Source organism: Cyclobacterium xiamenense (genome assembly GCF_042140265.1).
In the GTDB taxonomy this organism is placed as follows: Bacteria; Bacteroidota; Bacteroidia; order Cytophagales; family Cyclobacteriaceae; genus Cyclobacterium; species Cyclobacterium xiamenense_A.
On the sequence record NZ_CP159481.1, the window covers coordinates 127,577 to 143,004 of the forward strand.

15 protein-coding genes are annotated in these 15,428 nt (G+C 48.0%); all 15 read right to left on the reverse strand.

Features of this window, described 5'->3' with window-relative positions:
• Position 1: 1 nt before the first annotated feature.
• Entirely contained in the window at positions 2-724 is a 723-nt protein-coding gene (gene nagB, locus ABWH99_RS00530; RefSeq protein WP_375584365.1) for a glucosamine-6-phosphate deaminase, read from the reverse strand.
• A 103-nt stretch (positions 725-827) separates the two neighbouring features.
• On the reverse strand, positions 828-1,445 hold the full coding sequence (locus ABWH99_RS00535; RefSeq protein WP_375584366.1) for a trimeric intracellular cation channel family protein: 618 nt from the start codon (positions 1,443-1,445) through the stop codon (positions 828-830).
• 16 nt (positions 1,446-1,461) lie between these two features.
• A complete protein-coding gene (locus ABWH99_RS00540; RefSeq protein WP_375584367.1) occupies positions 1,462-2,085 on the reverse strand; it encodes a class I SAM-dependent methyltransferase in 624 nt (207 codons plus the stop codon).
• A gap of 29 nt (positions 2,086-2,114) precedes the next feature.
• Positions 2,115-3,266, reverse strand: a complete 1,152-nt coding sequence (locus tag ABWH99_RS00545; protein WP_375584368.1) for a BamA/TamA family outer membrane protein — start codon at positions 3,264-3,266, stop codon at positions 2,115-2,117.
• 27 nt (positions 3,267-3,293) lie between these two features.
• On the reverse strand, positions 3,294-5,696 hold the full coding sequence (locus ABWH99_RS00550) for a carboxypeptidase-like regulatory domain-containing protein (protein WP_375584369.1): 2,403 nt from the start codon (positions 5,694-5,696) through the stop codon (positions 3,294-3,296).
• Positions 5,697-5,762: 66 nt separating this feature from the next.
• Positions 5,763-6,476: a fatty acid desaturase gene (locus tag ABWH99_RS00555; RefSeq protein WP_375584370.1), complete on the reverse strand. Its 714-nt coding sequence runs from the start codon at positions 6,474-6,476 to the stop codon at positions 5,763-5,765.
• Between the two features lie 31 nt (positions 6,477-6,507).
• On the reverse strand, positions 6,508-7,353 hold the full coding sequence (locus tag ABWH99_RS00560; protein ID WP_375584371.1) for a 4-hydroxy-3-methylbut-2-enyl diphosphate reductase: 846 nt from the start codon (positions 7,351-7,353) through the stop codon (positions 6,508-6,510).
• Between the two features lie 15 nt (positions 7,354-7,368).
• Positions 7,369-8,070, reverse strand: a complete 702-nt coding sequence (locus ABWH99_RS00565; RefSeq protein WP_375584372.1) for a lycopene cyclase domain-containing protein — start codon at positions 8,068-8,070, stop codon at positions 7,369-7,371.
• The gene (locus ABWH99_RS00570) at positions 8,070-8,915 is read right to left on the reverse strand and encodes a phytoene/squalene synthase family protein (RefSeq protein WP_375584373.1); all 846 of its coding nucleotides are present in this window, start codon (positions 8,913-8,915) and stop codon (positions 8,070-8,072) included. The genes ABWH99_RS00565 and ABWH99_RS00570 overlap by 1 nt, the downstream gene beginning before the upstream one ends.
• 25 nt (positions 8,916-8,940) lie before the next feature.
• Entirely contained in the window at positions 8,941-10,422 is a 1,482-nt protein-coding gene (locus tag ABWH99_RS00575; protein ID WP_375584374.1) for a phytoene desaturase family protein, read from the reverse strand.
• A gap of 3 nt (positions 10,423-10,425) precedes the next feature.
• A complete protein-coding gene (locus ABWH99_RS00580; RefSeq protein WP_375584375.1) occupies positions 10,426-10,938 on the reverse strand; it encodes an RNA polymerase sigma factor in 513 nt (170 codons plus the stop codon).
• A 215-nt stretch (positions 10,939-11,153) separates the two neighbouring features.
• Positions 11,154-12,230 carry a dipeptidase gene (locus tag ABWH99_RS00585; RefSeq protein ID WP_375584376.1) on the reverse strand — a complete coding sequence of 359 codons (1,077 nt, stop codon included), beginning with the start codon at positions 12,228-12,230 and terminating at the stop codon, positions 11,154-11,156.
• A 27-nt stretch (positions 12,231-12,257) separates the two neighbouring features.
• Positions 12,258-13,370 (reverse strand): D-TA family PLP-dependent enzyme, encoded by a 1,113-nt coding sequence (locus ABWH99_RS00590; RefSeq protein WP_375584377.1) that lies wholly within the window; start codon positions 13,368-13,370, stop codon positions 12,258-12,260.
• Between the two features lie 4 nt (positions 13,371-13,374).
• A complete protein-coding gene (locus ABWH99_RS00595; RefSeq protein ID WP_375584378.1) occupies positions 13,375-13,839 on the reverse strand; it encodes a RidA family protein in 465 nt (154 codons plus the stop codon).
• Between the two features lie 25 nt (positions 13,840-13,864).
• Positions 13,865-15,184 (reverse strand): gluconate:H+ symporter, encoded by a 1,320-nt coding sequence (locus ABWH99_RS00600; protein WP_375584379.1) that lies wholly within the window; start codon positions 15,182-15,184, stop codon positions 13,865-13,867.
• Positions 15,185-15,428: the final 244 nt, after the last annotated feature.

A 15,428-nucleotide genomic window follows, 5' to 3' on the forward strand; every position in this document is an offset into this window, starting at 1 on the left:
ACTACAACAGTGCCGCTGCCTCCTCGTCCAGGTAAAGGGCTGCGTCCGGATGGGTTTGAAGCACCGATGCGGGTACTTCCTCGGTCACCGGACCCTTAACGGCATTCCGTATGGTGGCTGCTTTTGGGCCACCGTAGGCCAATAGCACGATCTGTTTTGCCTCCAGAATGGTCTGAATACCCATAGTCACCGCTTCGGTAGGAACTTCCTCCTCACCTGAAAAAAAACGCGCGTTGGCCGCAATCGTTTCTTTCAAAAGACGGGTAACGTGGGTTCGCGAGTTGCGTGGGGTTCCGGGTTCATTGAACCCAATATGACCGTTTGTACCGATGCCAAGCAGCTGCAGGTCGATTCCTCCCCGCTTACGGATCGCTTCTTCGTAGGTTTCGCATTCCTTTTCCAGATCACCTATTCCGGAGGGAACGTGTGTTTGTTCCAGGGGAATGTTCACGTGGTGAAACAAATACTGGTTCATAAAATACCGGTAACTCTGAGGGTGACTCCCCGGTAATCCTACGTATTCGTCCAGGTTGAACGTAGAGACTTTACTGTAATCGGTTCCCTTGGTCCGGTGATCTTCTATGAGATTCGCGTAGGTATCGATCGGAGAACTTCCGGTAGACAAGCCCAAAACGCATGAGGGATTTTGCTTTACTGTGTCAATGATTCGTTCGGCTACCGCCTGGTGTAACGCTTCTTTGGTTTGAAAGATGTGGATTTTCATGGACGTTTATGATTAAGGTACAGTTTAGTAAACACGTTTGTTTATTGCGAATATCACCTGGCTTCCAACCCACCATTGCTGCCGCATGGTGGCGCTGCTCAGGCTATTTCAAGGTGGGCAAGCTCAACTTGAAACGTACGGCTACCAGCCGTATCAGGATAATCAATACAATGGACAGGAGCAGGTTGCTGTTTCGTTCCGTGCCGCAATGGTTCATTATCAAATACACCACCGCTCCGGCAAGACAGGCGGAAGCATAGATCTCCTTTCGAAACAGAATAGGAATTTCGTTGGTAAGGGTATCCCGGATCACCCCTCCCATGACCGCACTAAACATGCCCATAATTGCCGCTACCTCCGGCCTAAAACCGAGAGCCAACGTCTTTTCCACCCCCAAAATGGTAAAAAAAGCGATGCCAAGGGTATCGAACAGAAAAAACGTTTTCCTGAGTTTTGCCACCACGGGGAAAAAGACAAAGGTAGTAATCAATCCTGCGAAAATCGCATACAGGAAATCGATATTGCCTATCCAGACCAAAGGATAGGCACCGAGCAGTATATCCCGTAAACTTCCGCCACCGATGGCAGTTATAAAACCGGTAAAACCCGCACCGAATAGGTCGTGTTCCCGGTTTTGAACTGCCAGTGCTCCAGAAATGGCAAAAAAGTAGGTACCCACCAGTTCCAACGCGTATTGCAAGTCAAATGAAATCACAGGCATACACTTAATTTTTATCTCATTCTCCTTCTTTTTGAAAGACGTAAGCGCCCATTGCACGTTGTCCATGAACCACTACCGACTTTGCCGGCTCCAATAACCGGAGTCGGTACCGCTTCATCGCCTCGGTTAAGTGCTGATCCCTTAGCACAAAACGCTTGGTGCCGTCGGGGAGTGTCTCCTGCTGATCCCCCGAATCTTCCGAGCGCGGGAAACAGCCCCCGGCATCCGTACACATCCTCAGCCAGAAAAGCCCTCCAGGTTTGAGGACGCGCATTTGTTCCGCCAGCATGGCATCGAAATGGGCCCGATCACTGGCAAAATGCATCACTGCACTGCTAATGAGCGCATCAAATGCACCCCTGTGAAAGGGAAGTTCTTCTACCTCTGCCACGATAAACCGCTGCGCATCAAAGGTTGGATCCAGCGTTTTAGCGGTGATGCGAGCCATCTGAATGGCTGTTGGATTGCGGTCGACTCCCACAATCTGGTATCCCAAACGGATGAAGTAGTGGCTGTTCCTACCCTCTCCACAGCCCGCATCCAAGATCAGCATGTCTTGTTCAAATCGCCCCTTCAACAACTGGTCAAGCAAATAGATATCAATATTTCCCAGTAAGTTATTTAATGCCCTTATTTCCATTTCCACAAGATGTTAACACCATTAAAAGGTCACATTACTTCGTTTAGACCAAAATAAAAAGCTGGCCGATCGCCATAAGCCAGGTCAAATCTCAATTGCAGTCCCTCCTCTGTCAGCCGATACCTGAAACCAATGCCACCGCCCCATCGAAGGTACCCGTTAAAACCAAAATCACCGGCCTCACGTCCAACCTGACCGGCACTCCCAAAAGCAACCATTCGCAGGTTGCGGTACACCGGAAACCGCCACTCGGCCTGGTAAACCATGGCATGGCGATCCCGGTACCTGCCTTCAAAATAGCCGCGCATCAAATCACTCCCTCCCATCATTGACAAATGCTGAAAAGGAACTTCCCCCTGCGTCAAGCTAAGCCTTGCCTGCCCCACAAGCACTTGATCCTTAGGTAGCGGCCAATACTTTCGAAAATCAAAGACCCACTGCATGAAGTCAAAATTACTGCCTAAATGGGAATGAAATATCATCCAGGACCATTGATGGTAAGCTCCCCGGCGAGGCTGGAAAATATTGTCCCGTCGATCCAGATTTACTGCCAGTCCCAAACCTGACAAGCGCTGTCCGTTGCTGCCCGGAATCGTCCCTGCATCAAGCAGACCTCCGGGAACCTTCTGATACAGATCGTCCGTCCGAAACTCGTATCTCGGCCCCAGATAGAAACCCCGGGCGACTTCCTTTTCGTAGTACAAATGAGTATAGAAATACCTGCTGGCATACGGTTCCGCATCGAAAACCGCATTGCCTATCCCGGAAAACTGAAATGGGTAATCGGAGAATTCGATTCTGGCATTCAGAAAAGAGGTGTTTTGATCCATCCAAAGCTCCAATTCTCCCGTTACGATCATCTGATGATTGAGGGTATAAAGAAACGTCAATGGCAGCGAAGAAGGCCTGTTGGCAAGAGATGAGGAATCGGTTCCTGTTTGGAAGATTTTCACCGCCCTTGCACCAATTCCCAAACGCGTCTCTGGAGAATAGGTAAGGGCCGGAATAAAGGTCCAACGATTGGTACTCAACAATTCTACCGTACGGTCAGCGAGGCCGAAAAGGCTTTCGACAAACGAATCTTTTTCTTCATCCGCGCCGAGCCCCTCTGGATTCTGCGCATGAAGTTGAACCATCAGAAGAAATTGCAGCGCCAAAAAAAAAGTAGTTCTTCGTTCCATTTCGGTCCGAAGATACTACATAATGGGTCAAAATTCTATAATGAGACCAATTGTTGGCAGCACGGTACCCGCCGGATTGGGAACTTCGCGCAGCAGGTATCGGGAAGGATCCTGTGGGTCTACGAGCAATTGCCCCTGATCGTCGCGCTGCGGCACCAGGTCGGCTTGCTGCTCTGCCTGAAAATTATAAGCGTTTTGGATGTCAAAATACCAGTTTAGGTTCCACTTATCGTAGAAGTATTTTTTATCCACCCGAAGGTCCAGCTGGTGAAAACTATTGAGTCGCTCCCCGTTGATTCGAGTAAAATCAAATACCCCCTGGTTAAATAAATCCCAGTTGGATCGAAGCGAAGATGCCTGAAAATCATAGGGGGTATACGGTGTTCCTCCCAGAAAACGCCAACGGGCACCAAGCTCCCAATCCTTTGCAAGTCGTTTACCCGCTGTCAGACTGAGAATGAAGCGGTTATCCCAGGAAGAGGGAAGAAACTCTGTATTGGGGTTGGTAAACTCACTGCGGACCAGGGTAAGGGCGGCTATTCCATAAAAGCCCTTGAATAAGCGCTGCTGTGCCAACAATTCCAATCCATATGCCCTCCCCCTGGCATCTGAATTTACCGGTTCGTTGCCGATCACGCCAAAATCGGCCCCCAGGTTGGCCAGAGCGATTCCGTTTCGAATTGAACTCGGGTAGTTTTCGTAATTTTTGTAAAATACCTCAGCCGAAAATCTCCGGTTTTTCTCCGGCCGTTGCCACTCCAATCCGGTGATAAGGTGGGTCGAGCGTATGAAACGGACATCGTTTTCCTGGTTGACAAAAGCACCCTCGTTATTCTGAAAACCCAAAACCGTGTAGGGTGGCTTCTGGTAATACACGCCGGCGTTGGCATTCCAAAAAAGGTTATCACCCAATTGGTAGCTGGTAGAAAAGCGGGGGCTCAGCTGGTTCAATGGATTACTGGCAGTGGCACCGAAATCGCTGCCATCCATCCGTACCCCCAAATTCACCAGCAACCGCTCATCCAGGTATTTTTTACTCGCCATCACGAAGGCCCCATAACTATGAAACAAAGAAATGGAAGATATGTCCAATACCTGGCCATCCTGTACCAATACTTGTCGGTCGAAGTTTTCAATCAGATAACGGCTAAATTCATAGTTGACTCCGTATTTTAGCGTCAGCCCGTCCTTAAAGACACTGTTTTCTGCCCGAAATTTATTTTCACTCTCTTGCGAGAGGTAATCAAACAACAAATTATCCTCCTGCGACTCGTCGTTTTGCGCGTACTTATACGCCCGGTTATTGAGCATGTTTCGGCTTAAAACAAAGGTCCAAAAACCGTTCTCCCGGAACCGCTTTAACTTTATCCCCGTCGCATAATTCCATTGTGTAGAAATCGGTAGGTTGTCCAATAAAAACAGCCGGTTTTCTCGATCCTCCAAGGTCTCTCCATCGGGCACATCAAAATTAAGAGCAAATTGGTCGATGGCACCTACGCCCAAAACGGTAAGTTCGGTCTTTTCATTGATCTGTGTTTTCGTTTTGAAAGTAAAATCATTGAAGGTGGGAAGAAACGGAAGCCCCAGCAGCCGAAACAGTCCCTGCAAATAGGACCTTCGGGCCGAAACGATATAGGTCGTCCGATCACCAATAGGCCCTTCGTTAGAAAAGGTGAGCTCACTTGCGCCCACGGTAACCTGTGAAAACATCTTATCCCTACGGCCATCTTTGAGTTGAAATTCAAAAAAGGAACTCAGTGCGTTCATTCGGTTCGCAGGAAAACCCCCACTGATAACATCCACGTTTTTGATCAGGTTTACATTCAAAATACCGACCGGCCCTCCCGACGAACCCTGTGTGGCAAAGTGGTTAATCACGGGAACTTCTATCTCGTCTATGAAAAATTTATTTTCATTCGGTGCACCGCCGCGAATAATGATATCGTTTCTGAAACTGGCGGTACTGGCAACCCCGGGCAGGGATTGAATCACCCTGCTGATATCCCTGTTTCCGCCTGGATAGCGTTCAATTTCGTTCGCATTTAATTTCCTCGCTGATAACGGCGTCACCTCCGAACGACTAAATTCCGAACTGACGACTACTTCTTCCAGGTTGGAGGCGTCCTCTTCCAACTCAAAATCGAGCTGAACTGGCCTGGCAAGGGTTACTTGTACCTCGTAAAATGTCTGCGATTTGAATCCGACAAATGAAGCCCGAACGTTGTACAGTCCGGGTTCAAGGCCTGTTATCTTATACTGACCTTGTTCGTCCGAAACGGTACCTTTATCCAGGCCCTGCAGGATCACATTCGCAAAGGGAATGGGTTCATTATTGACAGGATTGACGATCTTACCCTGTATGATACCTTCCTGTGCAAGCAGGGTGGTACAGACAAAAAACAAAATTAATGCTGGTAGCGAAACCTTCATAGATATGGACTGCATAAAGGAATAATCAATGTGAACGAAAAATGTTTGTAGATAAAGAATATTTTTTCAGGTACGAGCATCTTTTGCACGCCAGAGGCGCCACCAGGGCGTATTGGGCGCCTCATGGTGCTCGTAGTGATACCCAAAAAAATAACAGGAGATAAATGCCCAGAAATGATTCGGTGCCATGGAACCCGAATGGTGGGGATTCGAATGCTCCCCACGGTGGGGGAGATAGGTGCCAAAATAAAACAATTGAAGCGTAGAAAGTACCGCCGGTAACATCCAGAATACAATCAGATTCTCTGTCGGGATCCAGATTTTAAGTAGATTAAAGGTTCCTGCCATTAAAAGGAACTGCCAGATATTCACGTAGCTAAACAAAAAACTCAGGTACCAGGGAAAAAACCGATGGGATGCATGATAATCGGGATCCTTGTCTGTAGCTACGTGCCGGTGATGTTTGTGGTGATTGGGAAGTAATCTCCAATAAAAGTTGTAGGAAAATAACAGCGCTGCGAGCCAACCTACCGCATGATTCAGTTTCCGATTGGAGGAGACAACACCGTGCATGGCATCGTGTGCGGTGATGAAGAGCCCGGTATACAAATGGGTCTGAACCAAAATCGCCAAATAAACCAAGGGGTCTCTGAAATCCAGGGAATAGCCCAATAAAAATACCAAAGAAATAAACCAGAGCGAAACGATCGCACCAGCGATAATCAGCCCCTTCGGATCAATATTTTTCGATAAGTACTGCTGTTTGGAGATTGTATTCATGCAATGAAAACATCGAAAAAAATTAAATCATTCAAAACTCACGAATTCGGTCCCTTACTTTCTCCATCAACCACATGGGAGTAGAGGTGGCGCCGCATATGCCCACACTTTGCCCTTCGGTAAACCAGCGCTCTTCTACCTCTTCCGGACTGGACACAAAGTAGGTGTTGGCGTTTTTTTCCCTGCAAACATTAAAAAGCACCTTCCCATTGGAAGATTTCGTTCCACTGACAAAAACAATGTGGTCAAACTTGGAAGCAAATTCCCTTAATTCCTTATCCCGGTTCGATACCTGCCTGCAGATGGTATCGTTGGTATTGATCGTAATGCCGTTCGCTTTTAGAATCTCATTGATCTCGTAAAATTTATCGGTGCTTTTGGTCGTCTGACTGTAAAGGGTGATGTTTTTTGGCAGGGAGGGGATGTCCAACTCGCTGATGTCCTGAAACACAATCGCCTTATTTCGTGTTTGCCCCAGCAGACCAATCACTTCGGCGTGGCCGTGTTTTCCGTATATATAAATGGTTTCGTCCTTGTCGTACGAATTTTTGATGCGGTTTTGCAGCTTCAAAACAACCGGACAACTGGCGTCCACGAGCGTGAGGTTATTTTTTATCGCGAGCTCATACGTCGAGGGAGGCTCTCCATGGGCACGAATCAGGATTTTCTCGTTCTTGAGGTCCTTCAGAGCGTCGTGGTTGATGATAATTAAACCTTTTTGGGTCAGTCGTTTTACCTCTTCATCGTTGTGCACGATATCTCCCAGGCAATACAAGTGACCCTCATTGTCCAGGATCTCTTCAGCCATCTCGATGGCGTAAACCACCCCAAAACAGAAGCCGGAATGCTGATCAATATGTACATCCAGATTTAACATAGACAATAAACCAAACTAGTGTGTAATTGTTTTGCGACGCAGTATTTTTTCGTAAATGCTGATGTTCAATAATAGTAATCCCAAGGAATAAACGCTATCCTCTATCGGTACAGTTCCAATACGGATACCTAAATTCTCATGATTATTGTATCCGACGATGGGCTCGTCCAACCAAGTACCGGTAAGCACACCGTTTACGAGCATAAAGGGAAGCAAACTAACCAGGTAAGCAGCCAGAAACCGTCCCAAGATTCGATCGTTGAACACCAGAAAATGCCCGGCAAGAAGGGCCGCGGTAAATATAAAATTGAAAGAAGTATAAAGCTTACCCCAATGATAAAATCCGAGGACCAGCAACAGGGGCACCATTACGAATACAAAGGGGCGTCCAAGTGGTCGCAACCAATCCTTCTTCATAAAATAGATCAGCACCTCATAAATAAAAATACATGCAAAAGGCACGATAAAGAAAAAGGATATCTCTTCTACCGGCAATTCAAAAAGGTACCAACCCAAAATGTATCGTTCGTTAAACCACCAAACACCCTGCACCGTAAACCAGTGATCCCAAACGAGATAAATGAGTGCAGCAAGGAGGGAAGCCGGCCATAACGCATACCATTTTTTATGGTAGGTAATCCGATGTTCAAAGGATTGCGCAAGCGGATAAGAAAGGGTAAATAACATGAGCCCCAGGTAATAATATTCTTCTTTCATCAGCCCAGCCCGGTTTTATAACCAAAATACGTTCGTAACAGCAAGGCCATTTTACGGCCGTTTGGGATGCGAATTCGCTCCCGGGTGATCACTTCGGGCGGCAGGCCTTTGATCTTAGAAAAAAGCTTGCGGTAATACAGGTACGCGATCTTGACTCCCAGCATGGCCCCATCGGGTAACTGATGAATTCCAATCAGTGCCGCATCAAAATCCCGTTCAATGTCGGCCTCGATCTCTGATTTAACGGCGCTGGTAAAATTTTCAAATTCCACGCCAGGGAAGTAAACCCTTCCCCGCTCCTCGAAATCACTTTTCAGGTCTCGTAGGAAATTTACCTTCTGAAAAGCGGCCCCCAATTTACAGGCCGCACCTTTCAATCGGTCATAAGTCTCCCTATTGCCCTTGCAAAATACCCGCAAACACATGAGCCCAACTACCTCTGCAGATCCATAGATGTATTCCTGGTATTTGGAATCGTTATAGCGGGTGAAGTCTAAATCCATCTCCATGCTCGTCAAAAATGCATCGATCAGTTCCCGCTCGATATGGTATTTATTGACGATCAATTGAAAGGCGTGAAGAACCGGATTCAAACTGATTCCCTCACGAATTGCCCGGTACGTATCTTCTCTAAAAGCGTTCAACAAGGCCTGCTTGTCCTTGTCATGAAAGGTGTCCACGATTTCGTCTGCATACCGAACGAAGCCGTAAATGGCATAGATCGGCATGTGCAATTCTTTATGAAGGGTCCGGATTCCCAAGGTAAAGGAAGTACTATACCGTTGCGTAATTAATTTGCTACATTCGAGAGCAGTTTCGTCAAAAAGTTCCTTATGGTCGATCATATCCTTTTCAATATATCGATTATATTTATTTTTTCAACGATTTAATGACTTCTTTGGCAACGACTCCCCCCGATATCAGAGAAGGAGGGACACCAGGGCCCGGTACCGTCAACTGACCCGTATAGAATACATTGGAAAGTTTTTTGTTTTTTAGGGAGGGCTTCAGAATGGCCGTTTGCATTAGGGTATTTGCCAGTCCGTATGCGTTGCCTTTAAAGGCGTGGTAATCCTCCTTGAAGTCCCGATGGGCGTAGGATTTCTTATAAACGATATGCGAACGGATCTCCTGTCCCGTTAATTTTTCCAACCGATCCATCACCAGATTAAAATAATACTCCCGGGTTTGCTCCGGATCCTCCAGGTCGGGGGCCAGCGGAATCAGTATGAACACGTTTTCCATCCCCTCGGGAGCTACCGATGGGTCGGTCTGCGAAGGAACCGATACGTAAAACAAGGGTTTTTCGGGCCAGGCTGGGTGTGTATAGATGGCTTCTGCATGCGGACCAAGTGGCTCGTCAAAAAACAAGTTGTGATGGCGTAGGTTCGCCAACCGCTTGTTCACTCCCAGGTAGAAAAGCAGCGAAGAGGGTGCCAATGTGCGCTTGTCCCAATAGGCATCGCTATAGTTGCTCCACGCGGGATCGAGTAGCTCTTTGTCCACATGGTGGTAGTCTGCCCCCGCCACCAACACATCGAACTCAACGGTCTCTCCATTTGCCAAAAGCAGCGAAACTGCCTTTCCTTCCTGAACATTTATTTTTTTTACTTCTGCCTCAGACCGGATTTCCACGCCTTTTTCTTCCGCCAACTGAACCATTCCCTCTATGATACGGTGCATGCCCCCCATCGGGTACCAGGTTCCAAGCGCAATGTCGGCATAATTCATTAAGCTGTAAAGCGCCGGGATGTTCTGGGCCGTTTCTCCCAAAAACAAAACCGGGAACTCCATAAGTCGGATGATCTTATCGTGAGAAAAAAACTTCCTCACGTGGGTCGACATGGACTGAAATATGTCCATCCTAAAAAGGTCTTTGAGCAAGGAAAAGTCTAGAAATTCGGCAAGAGAGAGGCTCGGCCTATGGACCAGGTCGTGAATCCCTTTTTGGTACTTGTAGGCAGATTGCTGCAGAAACAAATCCAATTTTTTTGCTGCGCCTGGCTCCAATTCCTCCAGGCACTGCTTAAATTTTTCCAAATCGGCCGGCACATCCAGGACATCGCCTGCTCCAAAAAAAACTGCATAGGACGGGTCCAGCCGGGTCAATGTATAATAATCAGAAACCTTTTTCCCAAATTTCTCAAAATACCGTTCAAAAACATCCGGCATCCAATACCAACTTGGCCCCATATCAAAAACAAAACCCTCGGCTTCGAATTTTCTTGCCCTTCCGCCGAGGGTTTTATTTTTTTCCAACAATAGTACGTCCTGGCCTTCAGCTGCCAGATGAGTGGCTGTAGAAAGTCCGGCGAATCCCGAACCAATGACTACAACTTTTTTATATGCCATTTTTTAGTTTCTGTTAATATAGACTTTTAGTTCGTCTTTTAATAATTTACGGGCAATATGGATGCGATTTTTAACAGTTCCAATGGGAATGTCTAACTTTTCTGCGATTTCGTGGTACTTGAAGCCTTTGTAATGCATCATGAAGGGAGTTTTGTAAACCACATCCAGCTTTTCGATCGCGCGTGTGATGTCTTTCATGGCAAACTCTCCGTATGCTCCGTTTTCAATTACGGTGGATCCGGAGTTAATGAAATGCAAATTGTCTGACGTATCTACAAAAGTACCCCTTCGAACCATACGTTGATAATTGGTGATGAAGGTATTTTTCATAATGGTGTACAACCAGGCTTTCAGGTTGGTTCCATCGGTAAACTTATCTTTGTTGGTAAATGCTTTGACCATGGTATCTTGTAGCAGGTCGTTCGCATCGTCCATGTCTCGGGTAAGTTTTAATGCAAATGGTTTTAAGGATTTGCTTAGTTTGTTCAGAGAGTAGCTAAATTCAAGAGTTGTCATGGTTTCGTCCTTTTGTTTAATCAAAGCTACCCATTGTTAAACACCGAACCAAATATTTTTGTATAATTTTTTGAAAAATCTTTTAAACAAAAAATATTCAAAGGGTCCTAAATCGAAAAAACCCCTTTTAAACGATTTAAAAGGGGTTTTTTGCTAAAAAGAATACGTGTAATGACATTTATTCTGTTTAATATATTCTTAATTTGTTAAACAAGCTAGCTCCAGGCAGTTCTCAAAAACCGTAGCCAGTTGCCGTGCATGACTTTTTGGATGTCCTCCGAACTGTACCCCCGGTTTTGCAGCATAGCGGGAATCCGGGCAATATCTGCAATGGTTTCCAGATCGTAGGGGCTTTGTTCCCTTCCATAAGCCCCATCCAAATCTGTTCCGATACCTATGTGATCGGCATTTCCGGCCAGTTGGCAAATATGATCCAGGTGGTCTACGACTTTTTCGAGGTCACAATTCATCTCACGAGGCAGTGAGACGCCTTTGATCCATCCGGGCACCATCATCCAGGCATCCAAGGCTCCTCCGATCACTGCCCCCCGGTCAATCAATGCCTTGATCTGTTCATCGCTGAACTGCCGGTTGTGGTTAACCAGCGCCCGGCAATTGTTGTGACTGGCCCAAACGGGCCCATTAAAATGATCCAGAGCTTCCCAAAAGCTCTCGTCGCAAAGGTGGGTCGCATCCAAAATAATGGATAACCGCTCCATCTCACGCAGTAAAGCCCTTCCTTCCGGTCCCAGCGGCCCGGAGGCATCTGTCCCGGGAGCATACCTGCCCGGGCCGTAATGGGCGGGCCCCAATGCGCGTAGCCCCGCTTCGTGGGACTTTTCCAAATAACTCAGATTGACTATGGAATCCGCACCCTCAAGGGATAAAATATAACCAATCGGTTTCTTATCCGCCTTTTTCCCGTTTTGCCATAGGGCAAGGTGCTCCTCCAGGGATTTCAAATCGTTGATTTGAACCATTTCGCCCTTTTCTTCCATCGCCCGATACCAGGCCAACTGTCCCTGGGTTTGTGCCCAGGCTTGCTCGGGGCTGTGCCAACCCGGTAGTGGATTGCCCGGTGCCACGTATCGGGCGATTTGTGTAGCCACGACCAGACCGATGTCTGCTTCCCTGAGTGCGGGTAGTGAAACCGTCGCATTGCCACGGTCTGCTTTGTCCTTCATGCCCATTGCCCGTTCCCGTTGATTGATCTGTTCCACGGTAAGGGTTAGGTCCCGATTCCATTCCAGCGCATTCATACTCAGGTCCAGGTGTGCGTCGATTGTAAACATGTATCTTCGTGTCGTTTGATTTAACGCTCAATAAGTAATCTTACGGTCGCGTGAAAGCGTTTTCCAGACAGCAACTTGTTCGCCGTTTTCCACCACCACGGCTTCCTGATGCAGTGCCACGGTGGGACAAATATGGTAGGGAACACCGTACAATAGGTCTCCGATTTTATAGGAATGCCCCGGTGCCGCCTGCAACACCAAATGCTCTTCGCTCTGACTGATCGGCGACAGGTCTGTTCCATTTAAAAAGCGAACGCGCTTGTCAATGGGATTTTCGGAGGCAATGGCTTTGTGACCCAGGTCCACGCAGACCAGGTTTTCGGCAGGCAAGGAAATCACCCGACTCATTACCAGGGCGGCATAGAGAAACTCTTGCTCGGGAAGGCCGGTTGCGTAGCCCTCGTCCCAGTAAATAAACGTACCGGGAGCACAGATCACGTTTTGCCTTGCTGCATGAATGGGAAAGGTAGTGGTGCCTCCGGCAATGACCTCCAGGGAAAGGTGGTGGGTCTCCTCCAATCTTTCCCGCATGGAAGCGATCGGGGCAAACCCTGCTTCGCACTCCGCAGTACGAATTTCGAATACCGGGTTCCGCAAATGCCCGTCGTACAAATGAAAACCCTTCACCGATAAACCCGATTTGAGGAGAAGTTTTTCCACAAGTTCGACTGCGGCAGGCCCGGGGATGATTCCCGTACGGTTGGTCCCCGCATTGAGATCCACGTACACCGAAAGTACCTGACCGACTTCCCTGGCTTTGGCATCAAGCGCCTCGGCTGCGGCTTCATGGTCGGTCAGGCAATGGAACTGCACCTCCGGATATTTTTGAATCAGTGCAAACAGCCGGTCAATTTTGGGCCCCACCGGCTGATAAGCCAGGAGGATATCGGAAGCCCCGGCGCGGACCAGCATCTCTACCTCAGAAATCGTGGCAGCCTTAAACTTGCCGATTCCGGCATCCATCATGAGTCGACAGGCCTCTATGGACTTATTTGTCTTTACATGCGGACGGAGTCTATCCGGATTCCCGACGACCGCGATCGCCCGCCGTATGTTCTCCCGGGCCCTATCCCTATATACCAACAGCGCGGGACTGTCGATCTTTTCCGGATGCTGTAATTCGTGCCATGTATCTGACATTCGACTATTGGTTAATTTCGAAGGTTGCTTCGATCTCCACGGAAATATTTCCCGGCAGGGAGCCAAATCCAACCGCACTTCTGGAACCGATTCCATTTTCCTCACCCCAAATTTCTGCGAAAAGCTCCGAACACCCGTTGATCACATAGGGATGGAATTCAAAATCCAAGCTGCAATTGACCATACCCAGCACTTTGATCACTCGTTTGATCTTGTTCAAACTACCCAGCTGGGATTGCAAGGTAGACAGCATGGTCAAGCCAACTTGTCTGGCGGCAGCCTTTCCCTGGTCTTTGTCCAGGTCTATTCCTACTTTGCCAGTAATCAGCGTCCCGTCTTCCAAAACCGGCCCGTGGCCCGACAAGAACAATAAATTTCCCGTAATGACGATTGGCCGGTACACGCCTCCCGGGGGAGGGGCCGGGGGTAACACCAATCCCAATTCTTTTAATTTTCCTTCTGCAGACATGTTTTTCTTGGTTTGTTAACGTTGTTTATACAAATAAATCCAGTAGCAATACCCCGCCAAGACCGATCACGGCCACCGCCGTTTCCAATAAGGTCCAGCTGAGAAAGGTCTGTTTGATACTGAGATTAAAATATTCCTTCACCAGCCAAAATCCCCCATCGTTGACGTGGGAAAAGATAAGGCTACCGGTGCCAATGGCCAACACCATCAAATTAGCATCTACCCCACCCCCGGCAACCAAAGGTGAACTGATACCGGCAGCAGTCAAAGCAGCCACCGTGGCAGAACCTACTGAAATGCGTATCATAGCAGCGATCAACCAACCCAGCAGGAGGGGATTGACCGGCAGTTGTTGCAGGGATGCTCCGATTTGGGCACTTACACCACTATCCATCAACACCTCCTTATAGGCCCCTGCACCGGCAACAATCAACAAAATCAACGCGATGTCCTTCACGGCGGTGCCGTATCCTTCCATGATACTACCCATGCCTTGCCCCCTTCTTAGTCCCAGGCTGTAGGTGGCCCATACGAGTGACAGCAACATGACCACGTTAGGGTCGCTGAAAAATACGATCCAGCCATAGGCAGCGTGCTCCTCGGGAAAATTCAACCCAAGTAGCGACAAGGCGATCAATAGAAAAACCGGCAACAAAGCTGTGAATAAGCTATTCAACAATCCGGGCAGCTGCTCAATTGGTTTTGGTTCCGCGCTAAAAGCCGCCAACGGCTTCACCTGAATGGTGCGGAAAAAGGGTAATTTTCCCAAAAAAGGCCCTGCCAAAATTACCGTTGGCACCGCCAAAGTCAATCCATAAATCAGGGTAGTCCCCATATGCGCGTCGAATTGAGCGACAAGGGCTACCGGTGCGGGATGCGGTGGTAAAAGACCGTGTGTGACCGAGAGCGCTGCCAGCATGGGAATTCCCACTACCATCACCGGAATCTTGTACTGATTGGAGACCGCGAATACCAATGGAATCAACAAAACAAAGCCCACATTGAAAAACAAGGGGATGCCCACAATAAATGCAGTCAATGCAATGGACCACTGCAATCTCCGCTCTCCAAAGCTTTCGGTAAGGAACAAGGCTATCCGCTGTGCAGCGCCGCTATCTGCCACTACTTTTCCTAACATGGCCCCCAACACGATTACGATCACCAAGGCGCCCATGAGACTTCCTATTCCCCGTTGAATGGAACCAGAGATGGATTCCAGGGGAATGCCCAGAAATAGGCCAGCTGCGATGGATGTCAGAAGAAAAGCGATAAATGGCTCTACTTTCATCCAGACAATCAGCCCAACCAAAAACAAGATACTTACACCTACAACAAAAAAGGTCATCGTGGAATGGAAATGAAACCAAAAAATACAGCATATTCCGTTGAATGCCTATTCTGACCCAAAAAACTTAAAAAAAATGTTCCGGACGGTCAGGAGCTTCGACGGTCATTACCCGATTTTCAGATCGAAAGACAAGGAACAGCCAACTGGGTGGACAGGGCCGCAACGCAAAAAACTACACCAACGAAGCCAGCGACCACCAGGCCCTGCCGCAAGTTGCCTGCTTGCCTTGGTAGTATCCCAG

Bases quoted from the DNA above. Each gene is read 5' to 3' on its own strand.
- nagB (WP_375584365.1), bottom strand. From the start codon at position 724: ATGAAAATCCACATCTTTCAAACCAAAGAAGCGTTACACCAGGCGGTA.
- ABWH99_RS00535 (WP_375584366.1), bottom strand. From the start codon at position 1,445: ATGCCTGTGATTTCATTTGACTTGCAATACGCGTTGGAACTGGTGGGT.
- ABWH99_RS00540 (WP_375584367.1), bottom strand. From the start codon at position 2,085: ATGGAAATAAGGGCATTAAATAACTTACTGGGAAATATTGATATCTAT.
- ABWH99_RS00545 (WP_375584368.1), bottom strand. From the start codon at position 3,266: ATGGAACGAAGAACTACTTTTTTTTTGGCGCTGCAATTTCTTCTGATG.
- ABWH99_RS00550 (WP_375584369.1), bottom strand. From the start codon at position 5,696: ATGAAGGTTTCGCTACCAGCATTAATTTTGTTTTTTGTCTGTACCACC.
- ABWH99_RS00555 (WP_375584370.1), bottom strand. From the start codon at position 6,476: ATGAATACAATCTCCAAACAGCAGTACTTATCGAAAAATATTGATCCG.
- ABWH99_RS00560 (WP_375584371.1), bottom strand. From the start codon at position 7,353: ATGTTAAATCTGGATGTACATATTGATCAGCATTCCGGCTTCTGTTTT.
- ABWH99_RS00565 (WP_375584372.1), bottom strand. From the start codon at position 8,070: ATGAAAGAAGAATATTATTACCTGGGGCTCATGTTATTTACCCTTTCT.
- ABWH99_RS00570 (WP_375584373.1), bottom strand. From the start codon at position 8,915: ATGATCGACCATAAGGAACTTTTTGACGAAACTGCTCTCGAATGTAGC.
- ABWH99_RS00575 (WP_375584374.1), bottom strand. From the start codon at position 10,422: ATGGCATATAAAAAAGTTGTAGTCATTGGTTCGGGATTCGCCGGACTT.
- ABWH99_RS00580 (WP_375584375.1), bottom strand. From the start codon at position 10,938: ATGACAACTCTTGAATTTAGCTACTCTCTGAACAAACTAAGCAAATCC.
- ABWH99_RS00585 (WP_375584376.1), bottom strand. From the start codon at position 12,230: ATGTTTACAATCGACGCACACCTGGACCTGAGTATGAATGCGCTGGAA.
- ABWH99_RS00590 (WP_375584377.1), bottom strand. From the start codon at position 13,370: ATGTCAGATACATGGCACGAATTACAGCATCCGGAAAAGATCGACAGT.
- ABWH99_RS00595 (WP_375584378.1), bottom strand. From the start codon at position 13,839: ATGTCTGCAGAAGGAAAATTAAAAGAATTGGGATTGGTGTTACCCCCG.
- ABWH99_RS00600 (WP_375584379.1), bottom strand. From the start codon at position 15,184: ATGACCTTTTTTGTTGTAGGTGTAAGTATCTTGTTTTTGGTTGGGCTG.